The sequence below is a fragment of the Micromonospora sp. DT48 genome, assembly GCF_049844495.1.
Taxonomy (GTDB): Bacteria; Actinomycetota; Actinomycetes; order Mycobacteriales; family Micromonosporaceae; genus Micromonospora.
Map to the genome: position 1 here is coordinate 1 of NZ_JBNCLE010000014.1, position 23,027 is coordinate 23,027.

Sequence of the window (23,027 nt, forward strand, 5' to 3'; positions counted from 1 at the left end):
TGGATGACGCGTCGGGTTTCCAGGCGTTGGTGGCGAAGTTCGTCGACGAGGTCGAGGCGAATGCCTGACCAGGTAACCCAGACCCGGCAGCGCATCCGTGAGCTGCTGGTCGAGATGCACGGCCCGGACAGCTTCGTGCGGAACGTATCCGACACGGTGTCGCTGCGTCAGCAGGGACTGTCCTCGGCGGCCCTGGTCAGCCTGCTGGTGCGGATGGAGGACGCGTTCGGCTTCGAGTGGGACGACGACATCCAACCGGAGGTGCTGCGCTCGATCAGCTCGCTCGCCGACCACGTCGTGGCGCTGCGCGTGTGAGGTGACTCGGTGACCGCCGTACTCGGGACCCCCACCGCCGTCACGCCGGAGGCGTCCATTCGGTGGTGCCCGGTGCCGCCGCCGTACGGGCCGCGTGAGCAGTCCGAGGCCGGTCGTCAGGCCGCGGCGGCGGCACTGGCCGCAGCGGGATCGGCGGTGCGGGCCGTCCCGCGCGCCACCGGCGGCAGGCCGGACTTCCCGCGTGGGTACCCGGGGTCGATCGCCCACACCGACCGGATGGCGGTCGCGACGGTGGTCCCCGGTGCGGCCGGGGTCGGCGTCGACATCGAGGATGCGGCGGTCACCGAGCGCATGGCCAGGTTTGTTCTCAACGATCGGGAGCGACGCACCCTGCTGGCGCCGGCCGGCCGGCACAGTCCGGTCGAGCTGTTCTCGGCCAAGGAGGCGGCGTTCAAGGCGTTGGCCGGGACGGTGGTCGCGGACGGCCTGCTGTTCTGGCGGATCGGGTTGGTCCGGTCCGACGCCGGGCTGGTCGCCTCATTCGGCGGTCTGTCGATGCCGGTATGGGTGTGCTCCGAGGCTGGTTCCTCGTTCGCCTTGGCGGTGCGGCGGTACGGCACCGAGGAGCCCGAGGGGAACGGGCGGTCCACCGCAGACGGCGGGTCGGGTGAGCAGTGACATCGCGAGAGACCACGTGGTGCGGAACGTGGTCGACGAGTTGACCGTGCGGTTCGGGACCGGATCGGCAAGCCACAAGCATCGCCTCCGGACTCGTCACGGGTTGTGGGGTAGGGCCGTCCTAGGTTGTGAGGAGCGGGGTTGATGAGGGGTAGTGTTCCGAACCATCCCACCGTGACGCATGCGCTGGTGGCGCAGGCGGAGCGTGGGTCGGACGGTAAGCAGATGACGGTCGTGCCCGAGCCGGGTCGGTTGGAGTCGCGCCGGTACGACGAGGTCCTCGACGAGGCCATGCGGTGCGCGGCGGTCCTCGCCGACTACGGCGTGGGCCGAGGCGATCGGGTCCTGCTGTGTCTGCCGACGAGTTGGACGTTCGTGACGGCGTTCTTCGGTTGCCAGCTGCTCGGCGCGGCCCCGACGGCGATCGCGGTGCCGACGAGCTTCGGGCGCGCGGCCGGGTTCGACGGTCAGGTCAAGGAGCTGGTGGCCTATCTGCGGCCGGCGGCGGTGGTGGCCAAGGGTGCCGTGGTCGAGGCGTCGGAGACCGTGGTGGACACGGTGTTCGTCGACGGTGACGTGTTGCTGGAGCGTGCGGCGTCGGCCGAGGCGTCACTGCGGCAGTTCCGGCTGCCTTCCGAGGACGAACTGGCGTTCATCCAGTGCACGTCTGGATCGACCGGCAGGCCCAAGGGCGTGATGATCTCGCACGCCAACCTGTCCGCGAACATGACGCAGAACGTCAAGGCGACGGGATGGTCGATCGACGAGACGGGAGTGAGCTGGCTGCCGCTGTACCACGACATGGGCCTCATGTCGGGGTTGATGGTTCCGACGTTCGTCGGAAGCAACACCGTGCTCATGCCCCCGACGCAGTTCCTGCGTTCGCCGGTCGAGTGGCTGCGCAACATCAGCGCGACGAGGGGGAACTTCTCGGCGGCGCCCAACTTCGCCTACGGCTACGCGGCCGACCGGGTACGCGACAGTGACATGGAGAACGTGGACCTGTCGTCCTGGCGGATGGCGTTCTGCGGAGCGGAGCCCATCCACCCCGGCACCGTCCAGCGTTTCGTCGACCGGTTCGCCCGGTGGGGCCTGCGACGGGACCTGCTCATGCCCTGCTACGGCATGGCCGAGGCCACCCTGACCATCACCATGGCGCGGGACAACGGACCGGTCCAGGTCGACACCATCGACCGTACGGCCGCCGTCACGCACGGCCAGGCGATCGACGTCGACCCGGGCGACCCGAGCGCGATGCACGTCGTCGCCTGTGGCGCACCCGTCGTGGACACCGAGGTCCGGGTCGTCGACAGTGACGGCAACCCACTGGGCGACAACCAGATCGGTGACATCCAGTTCCGCAGCCCCGCCCGGACGGTCGGCTACTTCGACATGCCGGAGGAGACCGCCGCGTCCATCGCCGAGCCGGGCTGGTGGAAGACCGGCGACGTGGGTTACCTGCGAGACGGCGAGATCCGCATCACCGGACGGTCGAAGGATCTGATCATCATCCGCGGGTCCAACTACTTCCCGTCCGACTTCGAGCAGGCCGTCGAGTCGGTGCCGGGCATCCGACTCGGCACGGTCGTGGCCGTCGGTCACCGACCCGAGGACGGAGACTCCGAGGAACTGCACCTCATCGTCGAGTCGTACGTACCCGCCGATCAGCAGGAGGCGCTCCGCCAGGCGGTGCGCAGCACGGTCAGCGCGAAGACCGGCGTGCCCGTGGCGCAGGTGCACCTCGTCCCGAGACGAAGCATTCCCAAGACCACCAGCGGAAAGCTGCAACGAGCGAAGGCACGTCAACTGTTCATCGAGAACCCGGCGTCCGCGCCGACCTGACAGCCGGATGCCCACCGACCTCGCCGGCTCACCGGCCACGAGGACTGGGGCCTGCCACAACCCTGACCTGTCACCGTCCGGAAACCATTCGAGATCCTGAGGGGTTGTCCGCGTGTCCAATCCGTTCGACGACGACAGCCAGGAATTCCTGGCCCTGCGTAATGACGAGGAACAGTACTCCCTGTGGCCGGTCGGGATCGCCGTCCCCGACGGTTGGCACGTGGTGTACGGGCCGGCGGCCCGACGCCAGGTCGTCGACCACATCGACCGGACCTGGACCGACATGCGCCCGAAGAGCCTGCGGGACGCCGGGTCGGGGGCCGGTTGGGTAGGCCCGGACCCAGGCCGAACCTGGTCAACCGGCTTGCGAGCGTGATCACCCTGTCCACACGGACCCGGACCCTGCTCGGTGCGGCCCTCGGGCTTGTCGTGCTGGTGAGCACGGTGCCGCTGTGGGACACGGCGGGTTCGCCCGACGGGGACTCGCTCACCCGATTCCTGCTCGCGATCGCGGTGGTCCTGGTGACCTGCCAGGCCATCGCGGCGCTGGCCCGGCGGCTGGGTCAGCCGTCGGTCGTCGGCGAGATGGTCGGCGGCCTGGTGCTCGGCTCGTCGCTGCTCGGCGCTGTCTGGCCGTCGGCGACCGGGTTCCTGTTCCCTCCGATGGTGATGGACGGGCTCGACAAGGTCGCTCAGCTGGGTCTGGTCATCTTCGTCTTCCTGCTCGGCTGTGAGCTGCGTACCGACCGGATCGAGCGCAAGGGCGTGGTCGGCGCGGTGGTGGTCGCCGGCATGGGTCTGCCGTGGCTGGCGGGGATGGGCATCGTCGCCCTCACCGGTGGTCTGTTCGTCGGCTCGCAGGACTCGCCGACGGGCACGATGATGTTCGTCGGGCTGGCCATGGCGGTGACCGCGTTGCCCGTGCTGGCCCGCATCCTCGACGACCTGAAGCTGCGCCACACCAGCGTCGGTGTGCTGTCCATCTCGGCGGCAGCCATCGGCGACGGGCTGCTCTGGCTGGTGCTGGCCTTCCTGTTGGCCGGGCAGAGCACGAGCGGTGGGGGAGTACGCGTCCTGCTGCTCGGGGCCGCGCTGGTCCTCGTCACGGCGCTGTGCGTACGCCCGTTGCTGGTGGCGCTGGTGCGACGACTGGGTTCCGCCCCGTCGTTGACGGTGGTGCTGGTGGCCGGGGCGATCGGCTACTCGGTGCTCACCCAGTCCATCCACCTGCACCCGGTGGTGGGCGCCTTCCTCTTCGGCGTCGCCGTGCCGCGCGACTCCCTGGTCGTGGAACGGATCTGCCAGCAACTGGAGGGTTTCACCCTGCTCATCCTGTTGCCGCTGTTCTTCGCCGGGGTCGGCATGACGACCTCGATCGGGCTGCTGGGCACCACGCCGGTCACCTGGCTGGTGTTCATCGGGGTGCTGGTGGCCGCGTTGGTCACCAAGATCATCGGGGCGGGCGGGGCGGCGCGGTTGACCGGGATGCCGAACGGCGAAGCGCTGCGGTTCGGGATGCTCATGAACTGCCGAGGAGTCACCGAACTGGTCGTGTTGAGCATCGGCTACCAAGCCGGCTTCCTCAACCAGTTGGGCTACAGCGTCCTGGTGCTCGTCGCGGTGCTCACCACGGCGGCGACGGGGCCACTGGTGCGCTGGTCACTACGGCACGACGGGCGGGTCGCAGCGGCGCTACCGCCCTCCACATCCGACCGGCGGGAACACCCGCTGGTGGCCGGCGCGCCGGCCGATCGCTTCGACGGAAAGAAGAGAGACCTGTGAGGAGTGTCTCAGGGGTGGCATTTCTTAATTCCCATCGAGACATGGTGGCTATGGGGGATGCAGGCGATGGTCGATGTCAAGAACCTGGTTAAGTTCGTACGTTGGCCTGCGGAGAGTGACATCCGCGCGGAATGCCACGAGCAGCAGCATCTCTGTCTGCTGATCGTGGAGCACGGCGCGGCACCGCCAGACCAACTGAGTATCTACGAGGACTGGGTGCGCCCGCCGATCGGCCGGGAGGACCTCCAGGTCCGGATCCGCCAGTTGGCGGCCCGGGCGGTCCTCAACGAGAAGCCGGTGCTGGACCCGGCCGGGATGCTGTACTTCAACAACACATCCGTCACGCTCTCGCTGATGCAGTGCGAGATGCTGGCGCCGCTGCTGAACAGATACGGCCAGCTGGTCTACCGGACAGAGCTACGGGAGATCCTGGAAAGCTCCGGTGCCAGCTCGTCGAGCAACGCGCTCGACCTGCACGTCATGCGGCTCCGTCGACGTCTTGAGATCGTCGGCCTCGCGATCCGTACCGTCTGGGGCCGTGGCTTCTTCGTCGAGCCCGCCTCCCGAACGTCGACCCCTCAGGTGGACACCCGGCGGGCGGTCACGGCGGCGTCGAGAAGGTCCCGGTCACGGTGAGCGGAGGTGACCCCGTCGACCTCATCCGACCCTGACCGCGACCGGTCACCCGGATCCGATCGTGCGGTCCGTCGGAGCGCAAGCAATCTGAAAGACCCGGGAAAGCGTACGACAAAGCGTGGTGTGACCACGGCTATGGTCGATACACATTGGCAGGAAAGCTGCGTCGGAGGCGGAGTGGACACTGTTTCGGAGTTCTTTGAGGCGAGCGTGCTGACCTCCGGTGAGGCTCCGGCGGTCATTTTCGGGGAAACCGTCGTCGGGTATCCGGAATTGAACGCACGCGCGAATCGACTGGCCCGTCGGCTCATCGCGGCCGGCGTGGGGCCGGATTCGCTGGTCGCGATCGCGGTGCCACGTTCCGACGCGCTGATCACGGCGGTCCTCGCCGTGTTGAAGGCGGGCGGTGCGTACCTGCCGCTCGATCCCACCTACCCGGCCGAGCGGTTGACCCACATGGTCACCGACGCCCGTGCCGTGCTGTTGTTGCGGACCGGCAGCGTCGCCCCGCTGGACCTGGGCGTGCCGGAGCTGGTGCTCGACTCCGCGGAGTGCGTGGCGCAGTGCGCGGGCGAACGCGGTGACGACGTCACCGCGGACGAACGGCTGGGACCGCTGACCGCCGATAACCTGATGTACGTCATCTACACCTCGGGATCGACGGGCGTGCCCAAGGGCGTCGCGCTCACCCACGCCGGGGTGGCGGACCTGGTCTCCACGCAGGCCCGGGTGTACGGCATCCGCCCCGGCGAGCGGGTGTTGCAGTGGGCGTCGTTCAGTTTCGACGCCTGGTTCTGGGACTTCACCATGGCCCTCATGCACGGGGCGACGCTGGTGATGGCCGAGCAGGACGCCCTGATGCCCGGTGACTCGCTGCGCGAGACGATGTTGACCTACCGGGTGGACCACGCGACGCTACCGCCGGTGGCGTTGAGCATCACCGACAGCGCGGGCCTGTTGTCCGGCGGCACCCTCACCTCCACCGGGGACGTCTGCACCAGGGCTCTGGCGACCGAGTGGTCTCAGGGGCGGCGGCTGTTCAACGGCTACGGCCCGACCGAGGTGACCGTCGGCACGTCGATCGGTGGACCGGTCGACGGTGTGCAGGAGGCGGTGAGCATCGGGTCACCCTGGGACGGCAGCGCGGTGTACGTGCTCGACGAGCAGCTGCGGGATCTGCGCGACGGTGGCGAGGGTGAGCTCTACCTGGCCGGCAGCGGTGTCGCACGGGGGTACCTGCACCGTCCGGGCCTGACCGCGGCACGGTTCGTCGCCAACCCGTACGGCCCGCCCGGCAGCCGGATGTACCGCTCCGGTGACCGGGGCAGGCGCGCGGCCGACGGCGAGCTCTACTTCACCGGGCGGGTCGACGACCAGGTGAAGGTTCGCGGCTTCCGGGTCGAGCTCGGCGAGGTCGAGGCGCGGTTGGAGAGCCACCCGGCGGTGGAGTTGGCGGTGGCGGTGCTCGGTGGCGCCGACGCCTCGTCCCAGCACATCGTCGCCTACGTGACCGCCTCGGGGGAGCGCAGTCCGGAGGCGGCGGAGGTACGCGAGCACGTGCGGGCGGCGCTGCCCGACCACATGGTCCCGTCGACCGTGGTCGTGCTGGACCGGCTGCCCACCCTGCTGAACGGCAAGATCGACCGCAAGGCACTCGCCGAGCGGGCGGCGACGGCTGCGGCCGAGCAGCGACCCGGGCCGGAGGATGCTCCGTCGGGCGCCGTCGACCCGCCCGCCACCGGTGACGCGCCTTCGCTGGAGGTGCTGCTCTGCGGCCTGGTGGCCGAGACGCTGGACCTCACCGAGGTGACGCCGCAGGACAACTTCTTCGAGTTGGGCGGCCATTCGGTGCTCGCGGCCAAGCTCGCCAGCCGGATGCGTAAGGAGTTGGGCGTGAGCGTCGCGATGCGTTCGGTCTTCGAGGCCGAGAGCCTGGCCGAGCTGGCCGAGATCATGGCGCGGTCACGGTAGGCGTGGGTGGGGTGCTGCCCGGACCGTCGGTCGTGGGCAGCACCCCGGCTCACCGTGGTTGTCGGGTGGAGCGGGCGCGCGGCGGTGACGTGTACCGCCGGCTCCGGAGTCAGTAGACGCCGTCGCGTTTCACCAGGCCCACCGCGCCGAGCGCGCGGGTGACACCGGTGAGCGCGGTGGCCAGGATGATCTCCGCGGGGCCGAAGGCGACCGGTAGCTCCAGGATCCGGCGCTTGGCGTTCTCCCGGTCGCTGTGCGGCCCGTACAGGCGGAAGACGAGGGGCACCTGCGAACCGCACCAGAGGTGGTACGCCAGCCGAGGCTCGCGGAACACCTCCGGTCGCCACGGCGAGCAACCGATCACCTTGGCGAAATCGATCATGTAGCGGTTGTAGTGCACCAGCGTACGCAGCTCGGGGTTGCCGGTGAAGAACTCGTCCTCGTAGGCCGCCTGCCGCTTGATCAGCTGATCGAGTTCGGCCGGCGGCGGCAGGGTCCGCTTGCCGCTGCACAGCAGCGCGAAGTAGCGGGCCTGCATCTCCGAGCAGGCCGGGACGCCACCCGCCGCGGGCCGGGCCCACCCGATGAAGACCACACCGGTGCCGAGCTCCGGGTGGATCATGTGCTTGTACATCTGGCGCACGTCGGTGATCTGCACGTCCTTGAGCAGGGTGAAGTCCTCGGTGTAGCCGGTGTTCAGCATGATCGTGTCGATCGTGACCCGCCTGCCGTCCTTGAACTGGACGTAGTCCGGACCGAGTCGCTCGATGCCGGTGGCGTTGACCGTCAGCGTGCCGTCGACGATCCGGTGGATAAACGCCTCGTTCTTGGTCAGGAAGTGGTTGAAGAAGGTCTTGTTGTGCGAGTTCCACTCGGCCACCGCCCGGCTCACCGGGTTCTTGCCGAACCGCTTGCCGATCAGCGTCCCGACGCGGTGCACTGCGGTGGCGGCCGCCAGCGGCAACGCGTTGAGCATCTCCGAGGTGTAGGCGTCGTTCGGATGCGGGCGGTTCCCCGGAAACCGTGCGACGACCGACTGCCAGCGGCGTACCGACAGGGTGCAACTCGCCGCCACCTGGGCGATCTCGTTGACGACGTCGGCAGCGGTCTCGCCGATGCCGATGCACAGCACCCGCTTGCCCCGGAACGGCTCGGCGTTGCGGTAGTAGGCCGAGTGGGTGATCACCCCGGTGAAGTCCTCCTGACCCGGCAGGCTGACCTTGTTGGGAACCCGGTGCGTGCCGCTGGACACCACCACGGCGTCGAACTGATGGCTGGTGCGGGCGGCGGGGTCGTCCACGGAGGCGGTCTCGACCACGTAGCCGTCGCCGGTGTCACTCCTGGCGATGCTCAGCACGTCGGTGCGGGGGCGCAGCAGGGGCCGCAGACCGAAGGTGTCGGCGAAGTCGTTGAGGTACTGCCGGTACTCGGCGGCCGTCCAGAACCGCCGTTCCTGCTTCTCCGGCGGCGGGAAGCAGGAGAACGCCATCATGTAGTTGGAGATGGTCAGCAGCGTCGAGTCGTAGGCAGCCGGCTCGTCGTTGCCGGCGTCCGCGCGGAACACTCCACCGATCTCGGCGTTGTGATCGAAACAGGTCACGGTGTGACCCTCGTCCAGTAGTTCCTTCATCGCGATGAGGCCCGACGGGCCCGCGCCGATGACACAGACGTTTTTCACGGTCACCTCGACATTCTCGAAATGCGGTCTCGGGGGTGGGATCGCCCGGCCGCGGCGGTCGCGCCCGTCGGGGATGGACACGGGTAGCCGGGTCGCCCAGGGGCTGCCGCCCGGTGTCGCCGTGAATCAGCCGGTTTCGAAACGGACGGGCAGCGTGTCGTAGCCGGAGACGAAGTTCGAGTAGATGGGACGCGGTTTGCCGCACAGTTCCATCCGGGCCACCTGGGTGGTCAGGGTGGCCAGCAGTGCCCGCAGTTCGGCGCGGCCGAGGAAGGCGCCGAGGCAGTAGTGCGGGCCATGACCGAAGGAGAGGTGTTTGTTGGGTGACCTGGACAGGGTGAACCGACGCGGCTGATGGAAGACCGCCTCGTCGTTGTTCGCCGAGGTGTTCCACAGGGTGACGATGTCGCCGGGGCGGACCCGGTGCCCGTGGATCTCCAGATCGCTCACCGCGGTGCGTGCCACGTGCATCCCCGGGGTCGCCCAGCGGAGCACCTCCTCGACGGCGGAATCGAGGTCGACCGCGCCGGTGCGGAGGGCCTCCCACTGGTCGGGGTTCTCGATCAGGGCCAGGACCGCGCAGATCGCCGAGATCCGGGACGTCTCGTCGCCGCCGAGGATCAGGCTGTAACAGTTGACCGCGATCTCCTCGACGGTCAGCGCGACCCCGTCCACCTCGGCGCTGGCGAGCATGCTGATCACGTCGTCGCCGGGCTTGTCGCGCCGCTCCTGCGCCAGGTCGACGAAGTAGAGCAGGATCTCGTTGCGAGCGCTGAGCGCGTCCAGGTCGGTGCTGTCGGCCCGGTCGGACGACAGCGCCATCTTGTTCCACTGCAACAGGTCCTTGCGATCGCCGAGCGGCACCGACAGCAGGTCGCAGATGGTGTTCATCGGGATCTGGTCGGCCACCTCGGCGGCGAAGTCGACGGGCCCCGCACCGACGACCTGCGCCACGAGTTCGGTGGAGCGGATCTGGACCTTGGCCACCACCTCGCCCAGCGCGCGTGGGGTGAAGGCGCTGAACATCAGGTTGCGCAGCTTCCGGTGCTGCGGTCCGTCGGTGACCGCGAGCATGCTTCCGCCCGCCGAGTCGTCGCCCCGCAGCACCACATCGAGCACGTTGCCGCGTTCGGAACTGAGCGCCGCGTCGTGGTAGAGCGCCTGGACGTCGGCGTACCGGGACACCACCCAGAACCCGGGACCGCCCTGCGTGGCCTCGTGCCAGTAGACCGGCCTCGTCGCCCGTACTTCCCGCCAGAACGCGTGCACGTCGTTGTCGACGAAGGTGGCGGGATCGACCAGGTCCAGGGACCGGACACCGAGGGCAGACTCGCTCATGGCAAGATGGTGGCAGCCAGAGCACCCTCTGGTGTGGACTCTTGCCTGTTCCTTTCGGGCCCGACCCGCTACGGGTTCAGTGCTGCTCGGTGTACTGGCCCAGCCCGGTCTGGTAGGCGATCGCCACCAGCTGCGCACGATCGCGGGCGCCGAGTTTGCCCATGATGCGGCTGACGTGCGTACGCGCGGTCGCCGGACTGAGGAACAGCGCGGCACCGATCTCGTCGTTGCTCAACCCCTGCGCGACCAGCGTCAGCACCTCACGTTCGCGGTCGGTCAGTACCGCGAGCCGCTCCTCGCCCGCCTGCGCGGCCTTACGTCGTGCCGTGAACTGGCTGATGAGCCTGCGGGTGACCCGGGGGGCGAGCAGCGCGTCCCCGGCGGCGATGACCCGGATGGCGTGCAGCAGCTCGGCGGGGCCGGCATCCTTGAGCAGGAAACCACTCGCGCCCGCCTGGAGGGCCTCGAACACGTTCTCGTCGGTGTCGTAGGTGGTGAGGATGAGAATCCGCACCTGCTCCAACCCCGGCATCTCGGCGATCTGCGCCGCGGCACGGATGCCGTCCAGTCGCGGCATGCGGATGTCCATGAGGATGACGTCGGGCCGGGTGACGCGGGCCAACTCGACGGCCTCGGCGCCGTTGGTGGCCTCGCCGACCACGGTGATGTCGTCCTCCAGGTCCAGCAGTAGCCGGAAGCCGGAACGGACCAGCCGCTCGTCGTCGGCGAGCAGCACCTTGATGAGCGGGTCGGTCACTGGCGTGCCGCAACCGGCGCGAGCGGCAGGCGGGCGATGACCTCGAAGCCGCCGTCGGGACGGGCGGTGGCGTGCAGGTCCCCGCCGAGCAGTTGGCAGCGTTCCCGCATCCCGATGATGCCCCGACCACTCGACGGTGGACCGCCCGCACCCACCGCGACGAGCGCGGAGTCGCGTACCCCCTCGTCGGTGACCCGGATGTGGAGCGTGTCGGACGCCGCCTCGATCGTCACGCTCACCCGGGTCGGCCCGACATGGCGGATCACGTTGGTGATCGATTCCTGGACGATGCGGTAGGCCGCGCTGTTCACCGCGCTCGGTAGCGGCGATGTCGCCGACGTCTGCTCGATGCTGATGTCGAGACCGGCCGCACGGCCCTTCTCGGCAAGCTCGTGGAGCTGGTCGAGGCCGGGACTGGGCTCGCGCCCGTCCTCACGCAGGACCCCGAGCACGGCACGCATCTCGTGCAGCGCCCGTGAGCTGGTCTGCTCGATGGCGCGTAACGCGTCGCGGGCCTGAGCCGGTCGCTTGTCGAGCACGTGGGCCGTCACGCTGGCCTGCACGTTGATGATGGCGATGGCGTGTGCGACGGTGTCGTGGACCTCGCGGGCGATGCGCAACCGTTCGGCGTCGACCCGCGCCCGGGTCTCCTCCTCGCGGGCCCGTTCGGCCAGCTCGGCCCGCCGCTGGGCGTCGGCGGCGATGACCCTGCGGGATCGTACGGACTCGCCGAGCGTGATGCTGATGACCGATGCGCCGATCCGGAGGAACACCCAACCCACGGCCTCCACCGGCTGGATGTCCGCCCCGGCGACCAGCCAACCGACGGCGAGCACCGCGGTGCCCGCGCCGGCGATCAGCAGCGAGCGGCGTCCGTCGCCGTAGGCGGCGAGGGTGTAGAGGGCGACGAAGAGACCGAGGCAGGCCATCCGGTCGGGGAACCCGAGACCGAAGTAGACCAGGCTGGTCACGCCGGTGACCGCGAACACGGCGATCGGCCACCGGCGTCGCACGGCGATGGCCAGGCCGCTCACCACCACCAGGCCGAAGCCGGCGTACCCGAAGTCGGAGACGGGTCGGGCGATCGGCTCGGGGAGGACGGCACCGTGCTTGCTGACGCTCTGGACCTGCATCACCGTGACGAACAACGCCAACAGCAGGTCGACGAACCAGGCAGGCCGCCGCGCGAACCAGGAGCGCAGTCGTTCCGGCATCACCCGCAGGTTCATGCCGCGATCCTACGACAACGACCGAACTCTCCGGTGCGTGGCCGACTACGCCCTGCGACGTACCCGCAGCGGCGTCCGCTACGCGCATCGGCGTAGCGGATGCCGCGTTTGGTGCCATGCGCGCGGGGCGGTGCGACGCGACGATCTGTCCCATGAAGAAGCTCTTCGCGGGTCTGGCCTCGCTGCTGCTGTTCGCCGAGGTCGTGCAGTTCTACCTCGCCGCGAGTGGGGCGTTCGATACCGCCCCCATCGAGGAGTCGTTCTCACCCCACCGCTTCCTCGGGTACTCGATGCTCGCGTTCGCCATCGTGCTCGTGGGGGTCTCCGCGCTCGCCCGGATGCCCGGACGGGTGATCGGCAGGACGGCCGTGGTGGCCGGACTGGTGCTCGTCCAGTCGCTGATCCGGGAGGTGGCCCGGTCCTTCGGCGAGGGTTCCGAGGCGGGGCACCTCATCTTCGGCGTGCACGCGGTCAACGGGCTGGTCATCTTCGGCGTCACCCTGTGGGTGGTCCGTCAGGCACGCCAGATCGCCTGGCAGCCCACTGAGAGCAGCACTGAGACCAGTCACGCCGCCCGGTCATGACGACGGCGGCACTGACCGTCCTGGATCACGCCTGGGCGCTGTTGGCCGCCGTCGGGTGGCTCGCCGCCGCCGTGACGACGTTACGCGGCTACGCCAGGGTCGCCCTGACGTTACTCGTCGCGGCGCTGGCGCTGACCGTCGGCAAGGCCGTGTCGGTGGCACTACTGGCCGGGCGGGGCTGGTGGTTCGCCCAGGAGAAGGTGCTGCTCGGGATGCCGCTGCTCGCGGTGGCCGCGGTGATCGCCGTGGCGGTGGCCGGGCCGCCGCTGTACGCGCGGGTCACCGGGGCGTCCGGCCGGGCCGGTGACCGACCTACCGGCGTCGTCGCGTTGTTCGGCGCCGGGTACGCCGCGTTGGCCGGGTTCGGGCTCACCTACCTGGCCGGGTATCCGCTGACCCTGCCCGTGGCACTGATCACGGTCGGTCTGGTGCTGGCGGCGGTGCTGCTGACCGCGCGATCGTTGGCCGCGCCCCTCGAGGCGGGGGAGGCGAACCCGGATGCCGGGCCGAGCCTGTCCCGTCGCGGTTTCCTCGGCGTCGCCGGCGGTGTGGCCGCAGTGGGCGCCACCGGCACCGGCGTGGGCCTGACGTTGCTGTCCTCCGCGCCGAAACACACGGCCGGTGGTGGTCCCGGCCCGTCCGGCGCCTCCCCGGTCTCGGTGGCCGACCTGCGCGGGCCCGACACACCCGCGCCGGGTGGCGTACGACGCGCCTACGAGCTGACCGCCCGCAAGGCCGCCGTGCGGCTGCCGTCGGGGCAGGACGTCGACGCCTGGACCTTCGAGGGCGTGGCCCCCGGCCCGCAGATCACCGCGACCCAGGGGGACCTCGTCGAGGTGACGCTGGCCAACCACGACATCGACGAGGGGGTGACCCTGCACTGGCACGGCTACGACGTGCCCTGCGGGGAGGACGGAGTGGCCGGCCTCAGCCAGCCGAAGGTGAACCCCGGAGCCACCTTCGACTACCGGTTCCGCGCCGACCAGGTCGGCACCTACTGGTACCACACCCATCACGTGTCCCACGTCGGCGTGCGGCGTGGCCTCTACGGAGTCCTCGTCGTGACACCCCGCGCGGATCCCCAGCCGGCGGATCTCGACGTGGTCGTTCCGGTGCACACGTTCAACGGCGGCCCGGCGGTCGCGGGCGTCGAGCATGTCGCGCCGGCCGGCGCGACGGTCCGGATGCGCCTGGTCAACACCGACTCCGACCCGCGTCGCTTCGCGCTGGCGGGCACCGGGTTCCGGGTGGTCGCCGTCGACGGCCGTGACCTACAGGGGCCCGGTGAGACGAGCCGGACGGCGCTGCGGGTCGCCGCGGGTGGGCGCCGCGACCTGGTGTTCGCCATGCCGGAGACCCCCGTGGCGCTGTTCGTCGACGGCGTGGCCGCCGTGTGGGTGCGACCCCGACCGGACGCGCCCGACGGCGAGGCGGCCACGCAGGACACGGCCGGCTGGCCGGAACTGGACCTGCTCACCTACGGCACCTCGGCACCGGTGCCCCTGCGTACGGCGACCCCGGACCGGCACTTCACCCTCGTGCTCGACCGTGGGGTGGCCATGGTCGACGGGCGGCCCGCGTTCGCGCAGACGGTCAACGGGCGGGGCCATCCGTCGATCCCCGACCAGATCGTGACCGAGGGCGACGTGGTGCGTTTCACCGTGGTCAACCGCAGTCTGGAAACCCATCCGTGGCATCTGCACGGTCATCCGGTGCTGATCCTGTCCCGCGACGGCAAGCCCGCCGAGGGCAGTCCGCTCTGGATGGACACCTTCGACGTACGCCCCGGCGAGGTGTGGGAGGTGGCGTTCCAGGCGAACAACCCCGGCATCTGGATGAACCACTGCCACAACCTGCCGCACGCCGAACAGGGCATGATGCTGCACCTGCGCTACGACGGCGTCAGCACCCCGTTCCACGGCTCGCACGCGGCGGGGCACCGCCACCCCTCCTGACGGCACTCAGGTGGCCAGCATGATCTTCGGGTATCTCGCCGCGACCTTCTCGCTGGCCTTCGGTCCGCGAGCGAACACCACGTTCTCGGTGTCGATCCGCCGACCCGTCCGCCGGTCCACCACGACCGGGTCCACCTCCGCCGAGGTCTCGGTGTCGACCAGCACGACGCTGCGGTCCTCCGGGGCCAGCCGGTGGTTGCCCCAGGCGGCGATGACCAGCAGCAGCGGACGAAGCGTCCGGCCCAGGGGGGTCAGTCGGTACTCCCGGTCCTCGGCGCCCGCGACGTCGGCGACCTGCTCGATCAGGCCCCGGGTGCACAGGTCGTCGAGTCGCTCCGTCAACAGTTCGGTGGGTGTCTCGAGGTTGGTTCGGATGGCCGCGAACCGGGTGTGGCCGTTGAACAGTTCGTGCAGGATCTCCAACGTCCACCAGGCGCCCACCGTCTCCACGGTGCGTCCCAGCGGGCAGTCGGGGATCCGGGCCTTCGGGCCGGAGGAACGCGGTGCGCCCTGCTGGGCGCTGGTGCGGACACTGCTCATCTCAACTCCAGGTCTCGTTCACCGTCGAGCGTCCGGATCCGGCCCGGACGGTTCGGACGGCGGGGTGCCGGCCAGCGACCAGTACCGCCGCATGCCGTACAGCAGCGGGCTGACCGGGGCGACCGCGTGGGCGCGGATCCGCAACACCGTGCCGAAGACCACGACGTGGTCACCGACGGGCATGGCGTTGCTGACGCGACAGTCCGCGGTCGTGTGGGCGTCGTCGACCAGGTGCGGCATGCCGGATGCCGGATCCGGGGCCCAGGCGACCTTCTCGAACCGGTCCGGCGCGCCGGAGGCGAACAACTGCGCGGCCCGCTCGGCGTGGTCGCGCAACAGGTTGACCGCGAAGGTGGACACCGCGAGCAGCGCCGCCAGTGTCGGACTCGCGGCGCGCAGGCAGACCAGCAGGGTCGGCGGCTGTAGCGCGACGCTGCACACCGACGAGCAGGTCAGTCCCCACGGCACGCCGTCCGACGCCGTGGTCGTCACGATGGCGACCCCGGCGGGATGTGTGGCCATGAGGGAACGGAACTGCGCCGGGTCGACCAGCGGTGACGTCACGGTGCCTGTGACGGGCTCCGGCATGGTGTTGCCCACCTCCTCGCTCGAACGCACAGGGAGCCTTGCGGATCGCCGCACCTGCCGGTCGGGCAGAACCCGACGGCAGGTGATCGGCGCGACCGGTCTATCGGGGACCCTCTTCGCCGCATTCGTCGACGAACTCCAGGATCTTGCGTACGCCGGTCTCCAGCCAGCCGGGATCCACACAGAACGCGACCCGGACCAGGTGCCGCGCCCAGGGTGCGAAGTCGTGGGCACGGATGTGGCCCCGGTCGTCGAGTTCGGGACGCATGGCGAAGCCGTTGCCGGCGACCACGGCGACACCTTTGCGCTCCAGCAGGCGCAGCGCGAACGTCTCCGCGTCCAGCCCGGTCCGGGCCACGTCCAGCATCGCGTACCAGCCACCTGCGGGCAGGTCGCTCAGCAGTCCGGCCTTGACCAGCGGTGGCAGGGCCACGTCGCGGTTGCGTTGCACCAGCTTCCGGTTGGTGGCGGCGGCGTCGTGCCGGCTGGCCAGCGCGGCCACTCCGGCGTGCTGCACCGGGGTGGAGGTGCCGATGATGTTCGCCTCCTGGACCACCCGCATGACATCGGCGGCGCGGTCGTTGGCCAGCACGACGTACCCGAGCCGGTAGCCGGTCATCGCGAAGCTCTTGGAGAAGCTGAAGACGCTGTGCACGATGCGCTCGTCGACCGGGACGTCGCGTTCCAGGGACGCTACGGAGAGATGCTCGCGTTCGTAGCAGAAGTGTTCGTACGCCTCGTCGCTGACCACGTGCCAGCCCCGGGTGCGGGCCAGGTCGAGCAGGGCCCGGATCTCGTCGGGGTTCAGCACGACACCGGTGGGGTTGGCGGGCGAGTTGATCAGCAGCACCTTGGTGCGTGGGCTGGCGGCGGCCGCGATCTGCTCGACGTCGGGTCGGAAGCCGGGCCCGAGCGGGTACAGGACCGGCCGGAGACCGGCGAGCAGACTCTGCTGAAGGTGGACCGGCCAGTGCAGTTCCGGCAGGAGGATCTCGGCCCCGGGCTCGGTGAGGGTTTGCAGCAGGGCGGCGAGTCCCTCGCACGAGCCCGGCGTGACGAGCACCCGGTCGACGACGGTGTCCACACCGTTGTCCGTACGCAGCTTCTCGACCGTCGCCTCGCGCAGCTCGGGCAGGCCCTCCGGCCCGGTGTACTTGGTGTCGCCACGCCGCACCGCGGCCACGAACGCGTCGGCGACGTTGTCGGCGGGATGGAAGTACGGGTCACCGACGTGCAGCTTGACCACCTCCGCGCCGGTGCGCTGCTCCATGTCCTGGGCGGCGCGGAAGATGGTGTGCAGACACGAGGAGGGGATGAAGCTGGCAGCGGACGAGATTTCGGGGCTCACGCTCTGACCACCTCTGTTCCGTGAAGGGTTGGTACCTGACTGGGCGGGGCTCATGCCGTGCGGCCGCCGTCGACGGGAATCAGCGCGCCGGTGACCCAGCCGGACAACGCCGGATCGAGCAGGTTGCAGACCCATTGGCCGATCTCCGTGCGGTCGCCGAAACGGCCCATCGGGGTCGCCGCGGTCAGGTCGGTCCGCAGCCGCTCGATGCCGGCGTCGTCCAGTCCGGCGTTGGTCCACAACGGTGTGTCCACCGGGCCCGGGAGAATGGCGTTGACGCGTACGTCCGGGGCGAGTTCGCGGGCCAGGGAACGGGTGAGGCTGTTGAGGGCCGCCTTGGTCGCGCCGTAGTAGGCACGACCCGGCATCGACAGCACGCCGCCGACCGAGGAGATGTTGACCACGCTGCCCTTGTTGGCCCGCAGCTGCGGCAGCGCGCACCGGATCAGGTCGGCGGGCGCGCGGACGTTCACCGCGAACATCTCGTCGAACCGTGCCGGGTCGAGTGTGTCGATCGGGCCGAACTGGGCCATGCCGGCGTTGTTGACCACCGCGTCGAGGCGGCCGAAGGTCTCCGTGGCGACCGCGACGACCCGCTCGGCGGTGCCGGGGGCGCAGACGTCCGCCGCCACCACCGCCACGGCGAACGGGTGGCGGTCCGCCAGCACCCGCAGCGGCTCCTCGCGGCGGCCGACGACCGTCACCTTGGCGCCCGATTTCACCAGGCACTCGGTGATTCCCAGGCCGATGCCGGTGGCGGCGCCGGTGACGACGACCGAAGTGCCGTCGAGGCTCATCGCCGTACCCCGCTCTCTGTCAGGGCCGCCATGATGTCGGCGACCATCTCGTCCGGGTGGGACAGCAACCGGAAGTGACCCCCCGGCAGGGCTCGCATACTGAATTCCCCGTCGTTGACCGCCGCCCAGGTGGCCACCTGATCGGCGTCGACCAGCGGGTCCTCGGTGTTGTAGTAGCCCCGCACCGGGCACTCCAGCGGCGTGGCCTCCGGTGCCGGGCGGTAGGTCTCGTGCAGGGTGATGTCCGACCGCAGTACGGGCAGCAGCAGGTCGCGCAGTTCGGGCTGGTCGGCGATCTCCGGTTCGATCCCGCCGAGTCGCACGACCGACGACCACAGTTCGTCGTCACCGAGTCGGTGGGTGGTGCCGCCACCGGCCAGCCACGGCCCGGCCGCGCCCGAGACGAACAGGTGGTGCACGGGGGCGCCGCTGTCCCGCATCGCGCGGGCGGTCTCGTAGGCGACCAGCGCGCCCAGGCTGTGTCCGATCAGCGCGCACCGGACGGGCGGCAGCTGTCGTAGCTCCGCGGCCACCTGGGTCGCCATCTCGGCGATGCTGTCGGCGGGCGGCTCGGCCAGTCGGTCGGCGTGGCCCGGGTACTGCACGGCGTGCAGCGCCACGTCGGCCGGCAGCGCCGTCGACCAGGGGCGGTACACCGCCGCCGTGCCTCCGGAGTGCGGAAAACAGACCAGCCGTGCGGTGGGTTCTTCGACGCTGGTGAGCGTACGTAACCAACCCCGATTGGATCTCCGTGTTCGGCTCACGATATCGAGCGTCACCGAGGCCGCTTGATCATCTAGACAATCTGTCAAGGCTCTGTCGGGTGTGACGCGGCCCCTGGGCTGCTACCGGAATCTGTTATCGCCGTACCGAAGGAGGACAGACACATGCTCGACGGGTTCGTGCCCTGGCCGCCCGATGTCGCCGAACGCTACCGCCAAGCGGGCTACTGGCGAGGTCTTTCCCTTCGGCAGCTCTTCGACGACAGCGTCCGCCGCCATCCGGACAGGATCGCCGCAGTGGACGCCACTCGTCGCGTCACCTACGCGGAGCTGGCGGACGAGGCCGATCGCATCGCCGCGGGCCTGCTCGACCTCGGTGTCGGCAGTCGCGACCGGCTGATCCTGCACCTGCCGAACGTGAACGAATTCCTGTCGGTCCTGTTGGCGGTGTTCAGCATCGGCGCGATACCGGTGCTGGCCCTGCCCGGTCACCGCCGGGACGAGATCACCCACCTGGCCCGTGCCTCGGACGCGGTGGCCTACATCGGTCCGGACCGTTTCCAGGGGTTCGACCACCGTGCGCTGGCTCGCGAGATCGTCGCCGACGTGCCGAGCATGCGGCACGTCGTGATCGTCGGCGACAGCGCCGAGTTCACCCCGCTGGCCGAGTTGGTCAAGTCCGAACCGCGTACGCTGCCCCCGGTCGACGCCTCGGAGATCGCGCTACTGCTGCTGTCCGGCGGGACGACGGGTGTGCCGAAGTTGATCCCCCGCACCCACGACGACTACGCCTACAACATCTTCGCGTGCGCCGAGGTGACCGGGTTCGGCGCGGACAGCGTCTATCTCGCCGCGAACCCCGTACCGCACAACGCCGCGCTCGGCTGCCCGGGTGTGCTCGGCGCGCTGCTCCTCGGCGGGAAGGCCGTCCTGGCCGCCAACCCCAGCCCGGACCACGTCTTCCCGTTGATCGGTGGGGAGGGGGTCACGCACACCGCACTGGTCCCCGCGCTGGCCCTGCTGTGGACCGAGGCGGCGCAGTTCATGCCGGTCGACATGAGCGGCATGACCCTCCAGGTGGGCAGCTCGAAGTTCAGCCCCGCCGCGGCCGAGCGGGTCAGGTCGGGCCTGAAGTGCCGCATCATGAACGTCTACGGCATCGGCGAGGGCCTGATCACCCACACCCGGCTCGACGATCCGCTGGAGGTGGTCTACACCACCGAGGGCACGCCCATCTGCCCGGACGACGAGGTCAAGATCGTCGACGCCGAGGACCGCGAGCTTCCGGCCGGGGTGACCGGCGAGCTGCTCACCCGTGGCCCGTACACGATCCGGGGGTACTTCGCCGCGCCGGAGCACAACCGTCGGGCGTTCACCGCCGACGGGTTCTACCGCACCGGCGACCTGGCCAAGCTGACCGAGGACGGGCGCATCGTCATCGAGGGCCGGCTCAAGGACATCATCCACCACTTCGGCGAGAAGGTCTCCGCCGAGGAGGTGGAGGCCCACGTGTTGACCTACCCGTCGGTGCGGGACGCGGCGGTCGTCGGCATTCCCGACGACGCCGTCGACGAGCGGATCTGCGTGTTCGTGGTACTCACCGCCGAGGCGGAGGCGGCGGCGACGCCGTTGTCACTGCGCACCATCCGGGAGCACATCCGCGACCGTGGGTTGGCGCCGTACAAGCTGCCCGACGAGTTGGTCGTCGTGCCGGATCTGCCTCGTACCCCCGTGGGAAAGATCGACAAGAACGCCCTGCGCGCGGGGCGGCGGGAGCTTCAGCGCCGCTGAGCCACCGTCGCTGCACCTTGCTGAGGAGGGCCTGCACACCGATGACCAATCCGACGGACACCAAGCGCGACCGTGCGTACGGGGAGATCCTCAGGCTGGCGGAACTGCTCGACATCGCCTGCGTGCGCGACGAGCCGGACCGAACCCTCTTCTTCGCCGCCCACCAGGCGTGCGAGCTGTGGTTCGCGGTCATCCTGCGACACCTCGAGTCCGCTCGGGACGCGTTGAACCGCGACCGGGCGGACGACGCCGCTGACCACATCGAACGGCTACCGTCGGCGATGCGGGTGCTCAGCGGACACTTCGACGTTCTGAGCACGCTGGCACCCGAGTCGTTCGACGAGATCCGAGCGACCCTCGGCTCGTCGAGCGGCTTCCAGTCCGCACAGTATCGGGAGATCGAGTTCCTGTGCGGGGCCCGGGACCCGCGCTTCCTCAACACGCCAGGGTTCACCTCGGGAGAACGGGCTCGGCTCGTCGCCCGCTGCGAGGAGCAGTCGCTGTCGTGCGCCTTCGCCGAGTACCGCGACCGGGCACGGATTGTCGGTGACCTGAGGTCGGTCGAGCGGGTACGCGCCGCCCTGGTGGCCTTCGACGACGCGGTGCGCTCGTGGCGTGCCCGCCATGCCCAACTGGCCGAGCAGTTCCTCGGCGCGGCCCGTGGCACGGCCGGGTCGGCCGGTGCCGCCTACCTGTGGCGGTCGACTGAGCGCACGTTGTTCCCGGAGGTCCTGACGCCAGCGATCAGCGGCGGGGTCGACCAGCACTGAGCCGAAGCACACCCCTTTCGTCGAGTCCCGGGTAATCGGGTACAAGGAGGAACCGCAATGACTGTCAGTGGTGCCGCCGCCAAGAACACGCGCGAGCCCGGCAGGACACAGCGAGTCGTCATCGTCGGTGGTGGTACGGCCGGTTGGATGACCGCGTCGTACCTGGCAGCCGCCTTCGGTGGCCGGATCGACGTCACCGTCGTCGAGTCGGCGAGCGTCGGCACGATCGGCGTCGGCGAGGCGACCTTCAGCGACATCCGGCACTTCTTCGAGTTCTTACGGCTCAAAGAGTCCGACTGGATGCCGGCCTGCAACGCCACCTACAAGCTGGCCGTCCGGTTCGAGAACTGGCGCGAGCCGGGCCACCACTTCTACCACCCGTTCGAGCAGATGGCCTCGGTCGACGGGTTCCCCCTCAGCGACTGGTGGCTGCGTTACCCGACGACGTCGCGGTTCGACAAGGACTGCTTCGTGATGGCGTCGCTGTGTGACGCCGAGCGTTCCCCCCGGTACCTCGACGGGAGCCTGGTCGACCAGGGATTCGTCGAGCAGAACCAGGACGAGACCACGGCCCGGTCGACCATGGCGGAGTACCAGGGTGCGCAGATCCCCTACGCGTACCACTTCGAGGCGCACCTGCTGGCGAAGTTCCTGACCGGCTACTCCACCGAGCGGGGCGTCAAGCACATCGTCGACAACGTCGTGGACGTGGCGCTCGACGAACACGGGTTCATCTCGCACGTACGCACCGCCGAGCACGGTGAACTCGCCGCCGACCTCTTCGTCGACTGCACCGGTTTCCGGGCGTTGCTGCTGAACAAGGCGCTCGGCGAGCCGTTCGTGTCCTACCAGGACACGCTGCCCAACGACAGCGCGGTCGCCCTCCAGGTGCCGCTGGACATGGACCGCAAGCCGCTGCGGCCGTGCACCACCGCGACCGCGCAGGAGGCCGGGTGGATCTGGACGATCCCGCTGATCAGCCGCATCGGCACCGGCTACGTCTACGCCAGTGAGTACACCACGCCGGAGGAGGCGGAGCGGACGCTGCGCGAGTTCGTCGGGCCGGAGGCGGCCGACGTGCCGGCGAACCACATCCGGATGCGCATCGGCCGCAGCCGCCGCTCGTGGGTGAAGAACTGTGTCGCCGTCGGTCTGGCCAGCGGCTTCGTCGAGCCACTGGAGTCGACCGGCATCTTCTTCATCCACCACGCCATCGAGCAGATCGTCAAGTACTTCCCGGCCGGGCGCGGTGACGACCTGCTGAGGGAGCAGTACAACAAGTCCGTCTCGCATGTCATGGACGGCGTGCGTGAGTTCCTCTGCCTGCACTACCGGGGTGCGAAGCGGGTCGACAACCAGTACTGGAAGGACACCAAGACCCGTACGATCCCCGACTCGCTCGCCGAGCGCCTGGAGATCTGGCAGCACAAGGTGCCGGACTCCGAGTCGATCTACCCGTACTACCACGGTCTGCCGCCCTACTCGTACAACTGCATCCTGCTCGGCGCGGGCGGCATCGACGTGCGGCACTCGCCGGCGCTGGAGTTCGCCGACGAGCGGGCGGCGATGGCGGAGTTCGAGCGCATCCGCACCAAGGCCCAGAAGCTGGTGCAGGAACTGCCCACGCAGAACGAGTATTTCGCCGCCATGCGCGCCGGTCTCTGAGAGCGTGTCGTCGGTTTCGTCTCCGGTACATCGAGGTGCCGGAGACGAAGCCGACGGCCAGTAATTGTTCCGGCACCGGA

The 23,027-nt window shown here is 69.6% G+C and carries 21 protein-coding genes; 12 read left to right on the forward strand and 9 right to left on the reverse strand.

Annotated elements, in window-relative coordinates; translation table 11 throughout:
• Positions 1-60: 60 nt before the first annotated feature.
• From ACLQ2S_RS18100 to ACLQ2S_RS18130, 7 genes are all read left to right on the forward strand, one after another.
• Positions 61-315, forward strand: coding sequence for a phosphopantetheine-binding protein (locus tag ACLQ2S_RS18100; protein ID WP_196222627.1), 255 nt, complete (start codon positions 61-63; stop codon positions 313-315).
• A gap of 9 nt (positions 316-324) precedes the next feature.
• Positions 325-954 carry a 4'-phosphopantetheinyl transferase superfamily protein gene (locus ACLQ2S_RS18105; RefSeq protein WP_425702156.1) on the forward strand — a complete coding sequence of 210 codons (630 nt, stop codon included), beginning with the start codon at positions 325-327 and terminating at the stop codon, positions 952-954.
• 174 nt (positions 955-1,128) lie between these two features.
• Complete coding sequence (locus ACLQ2S_RS18110; RefSeq protein ID WP_425702157.1) at positions 1,129-2,796, forward strand: fatty acyl-AMP ligase; 1,668 nt, start codon at positions 1,129-1,131, stop codon at positions 2,794-2,796.
• 112 nt (positions 2,797-2,908) lie between these two features.
• Positions 2,909-3,172, forward strand: coding sequence for an MbtH family protein (locus tag ACLQ2S_RS18115; RefSeq protein WP_309223857.1), 264 nt, complete (start codon positions 2,909-2,911; stop codon positions 3,170-3,172).
• Positions 3,169-4,578: a cation:proton antiporter gene (locus ACLQ2S_RS18120; RefSeq protein ID WP_196222625.1), complete on the forward strand. Its 1,410-nt coding sequence runs from the start codon at positions 3,169-3,171 to the stop codon at positions 4,576-4,578. Before ACLQ2S_RS18115 ends, ACLQ2S_RS18120 begins: the two co-directional genes overlap by 4 nt.
• A gap of 66 nt (positions 4,579-4,644) precedes the next feature.
• Complete coding sequence (locus ACLQ2S_RS18125; protein WP_155221865.1) at positions 4,645-5,214, forward strand: helix-turn-helix domain-containing protein; 570 nt, start codon at positions 4,645-4,647, stop codon at positions 5,212-5,214.
• Between the two features lie 177 nt (positions 5,215-5,391).
• A complete protein-coding gene (locus tag ACLQ2S_RS18130; RefSeq protein WP_309223856.1) occupies positions 5,392-7,185 on the forward strand; it encodes a non-ribosomal peptide synthetase in 1,794 nt (597 codons plus the stop codon).
• Between the two features lie 109 nt (positions 7,186-7,294).
• Here the strand turns inward: ACLQ2S_RS18130 and ACLQ2S_RS18135 are convergent, their stop codons facing one another.
• From ACLQ2S_RS18135 to ACLQ2S_RS18150, 4 genes are all read right to left on the reverse strand, one after another.
• On the reverse strand, positions 7,295-8,869 hold the full coding sequence (locus tag ACLQ2S_RS18135) for a flavin-containing monooxygenase (protein WP_155221863.1): 1,575 nt from the start codon (positions 8,867-8,869) through the stop codon (positions 7,295-7,297).
• A 120-nt stretch (positions 8,870-8,989) separates the two neighbouring features.
• Entirely contained in the window at positions 8,990-10,201 is a 1,212-nt protein-coding gene (locus tag ACLQ2S_RS18140) for a cytochrome P450 (RefSeq protein WP_155221862.1), read from the reverse strand.
• Between the two features lie 76 nt (positions 10,202-10,277).
• On the reverse strand, positions 10,278-10,958 hold the full coding sequence (locus ACLQ2S_RS18145) for a response regulator transcription factor (protein ID WP_309223855.1): 681 nt from the start codon (positions 10,956-10,958) through the stop codon (positions 10,278-10,280).
• The gene (locus ACLQ2S_RS18150; protein WP_230462910.1) at positions 10,955-12,187 is read right to left on the reverse strand and encodes a sensor histidine kinase; all 1,233 of its coding nucleotides are present in this window, start codon (positions 12,185-12,187) and stop codon (positions 10,955-10,957) included. The genes ACLQ2S_RS18145 and ACLQ2S_RS18150 overlap by 4 nt, the downstream gene beginning before the upstream one ends.
• Before the next feature lie 152 nt (positions 12,188-12,339).
• Between ACLQ2S_RS18150 and ACLQ2S_RS18155 the strand changes: the two genes are divergently transcribed.
• Entirely contained in the window at positions 12,340-12,771 is a 432-nt protein-coding gene (locus tag ACLQ2S_RS18155; protein WP_155221861.1) for a DUF6220 domain-containing protein, read from the forward strand.
• Complete coding sequence (locus ACLQ2S_RS18160; RefSeq protein WP_155221860.1) at positions 12,768-14,726, forward strand: multicopper oxidase family protein; 1,959 nt, start codon at positions 12,768-12,770, stop codon at positions 14,724-14,726. The genes ACLQ2S_RS18155 and ACLQ2S_RS18160 overlap by 4 nt, the downstream gene beginning before the upstream one ends.
• Before the next feature lie 6 nt (positions 14,727-14,732).
• On the opposite strand, the gene ACLQ2S_RS18165 is transcribed toward ACLQ2S_RS18160, so the two are convergent.
• The 5 genes from ACLQ2S_RS18165 to ACLQ2S_RS18185 form a co-directional block, all read right to left on the reverse strand.
• Positions 14,733-15,266 (reverse strand): winged helix-turn-helix transcriptional regulator, encoded by a 534-nt coding sequence (locus tag ACLQ2S_RS18165; protein ID WP_155221859.1) that lies wholly within the window; start codon positions 15,264-15,266, stop codon positions 14,733-14,735.
• 18 nt (positions 15,267-15,284) lie between these two features.
• Positions 15,285-15,854, reverse strand: a complete 570-nt coding sequence (locus ACLQ2S_RS18170; RefSeq protein WP_155221858.1) for a flavin reductase family protein — start codon at positions 15,852-15,854, stop codon at positions 15,285-15,287.
• Between the two features lie 100 nt (positions 15,855-15,954).
• Positions 15,955-17,202, reverse strand: a complete 1,248-nt coding sequence (locus ACLQ2S_RS18175) for a pyridoxal phosphate-dependent aminotransferase (protein WP_309223854.1) — start codon at positions 17,200-17,202, stop codon at positions 15,955-15,957.
• Positions 17,203-17,252: 50 nt separating this feature from the next.
• A complete protein-coding gene (locus ACLQ2S_RS18180) occupies positions 17,253-17,999 on the reverse strand; it encodes an SDR family NAD(P)-dependent oxidoreductase (protein ID WP_155221856.1) in 747 nt (248 codons plus the stop codon).
• Positions 17,996-18,763 carry a thioesterase II family protein gene (locus ACLQ2S_RS18185; protein WP_425702158.1) on the reverse strand — a complete coding sequence of 256 codons (768 nt, stop codon included), beginning with the start codon at positions 18,761-18,763 and terminating at the stop codon, positions 17,996-17,998. Before ACLQ2S_RS18185 ends, ACLQ2S_RS18180 begins: the two co-directional genes overlap by 4 nt.
• A gap of 123 nt (positions 18,764-18,886) precedes the next feature.
• Here ACLQ2S_RS18185 and ACLQ2S_RS18190 point away from each other — a divergent pair, with 123 nt between their 5' ends.
• Genes ACLQ2S_RS18190 through ACLQ2S_RS18200 form a run of 3 tightly spaced genes read left to right on the forward strand, consistent with a single transcriptional unit; the run spans position 18,887 to position 22,947 of the window.
• Positions 18,887-20,512 carry a (2,3-dihydroxybenzoyl)adenylate synthase gene (locus ACLQ2S_RS18190; RefSeq protein WP_425702159.1) on the forward strand — a complete coding sequence of 542 codons (1,626 nt, stop codon included), beginning with the start codon at positions 18,887-18,889 and terminating at the stop codon, positions 20,510-20,512.
• Positions 20,513-20,553: 41 nt separating this feature from the next.
• Positions 20,554-21,282 carry a tryptophan 2,3-dioxygenase family protein gene (locus ACLQ2S_RS18195; protein WP_425702160.1) on the forward strand — a complete coding sequence of 243 codons (729 nt, stop codon included), beginning with the start codon at positions 20,554-20,556 and terminating at the stop codon, positions 21,280-21,282.
• A gap of 57 nt (positions 21,283-21,339) precedes the next feature.
• Positions 21,340-22,947 (forward strand): tryptophan halogenase family protein, encoded by a 1,608-nt coding sequence (locus ACLQ2S_RS18200; RefSeq protein WP_155221852.1) that lies wholly within the window; start codon positions 21,340-21,342, stop codon positions 22,945-22,947.
• Positions 22,948-23,027 lie beyond the last annotated feature (80 nt).

Bases quoted from the DNA above. Each gene is read 5' to 3' on its own strand.
- ACLQ2S_RS18160 (WP_155221860.1), top strand. From the start codon at position 12,768: ATGACGACGGCGGCACTGACCGTCCTGGATCACGCCTGGGCGCTGTTG.
- ACLQ2S_RS18140 (WP_155221862.1), bottom strand. From the start codon at position 10,201: ATGAGCGAGTCTGCCCTCGGTGTCCGGTCCCTGGACCTGGTCGATCCC.
- ACLQ2S_RS18170 (WP_155221858.1), bottom strand. From the start codon at position 15,854: ATGCCGGAGCCCGTCACAGGCACCGTGACGTCACCGCTGGTCGACCCG.
- ACLQ2S_RS18180 (WP_155221856.1), bottom strand. From the start codon at position 17,999: ATGAGCCTCGACGGCACTTCGGTCGTCGTCACCGGCGCCGCCACCGGC.
- ACLQ2S_RS18200 (WP_155221852.1), top strand. From the start codon at position 21,340: ATGACTGTCAGTGGTGCCGCCGCCAAGAACACGCGCGAGCCCGGCAGG.
- ACLQ2S_RS18150 (WP_230462910.1), bottom strand. From the start codon at position 12,187: ATGAACCTGCGGGTGATGCCGGAACGACTGCGCTCCTGGTTCGCGCGG.
- ACLQ2S_RS18155 (WP_155221861.1), top strand. From the start codon at position 12,340: ATGAAGAAGCTCTTCGCGGGTCTGGCCTCGCTGCTGCTGTTCGCCGAG.
- ACLQ2S_RS18190 (WP_425702159.1), top strand. From the start codon at position 18,887: ATGCTCGACGGGTTCGTGCCCTGGCCGCCCGATGTCGCCGAACGCTAC.
- ACLQ2S_RS18165 (WP_155221859.1), bottom strand. From the start codon at position 15,266: ATGAGCAGTGTCCGCACCAGCGCCCAGCAGGGCGCACCGCGTTCCTCC.
- ACLQ2S_RS18195 (WP_425702160.1), top strand. From the start codon at position 20,554: ATGACCAATCCGACGGACACCAAGCGCGACCGTGCGTACGGGGAGATC.
- ACLQ2S_RS18125 (WP_155221865.1), top strand. From the start codon at position 4,645: ATGGTCGATGTCAAGAACCTGGTTAAGTTCGTACGTTGGCCTGCGGAG.
- ACLQ2S_RS18100 (WP_196222627.1), top strand. From the start codon at position 61: ATGCCTGACCAGGTAACCCAGACCCGGCAGCGCATCCGTGAGCTGCTG.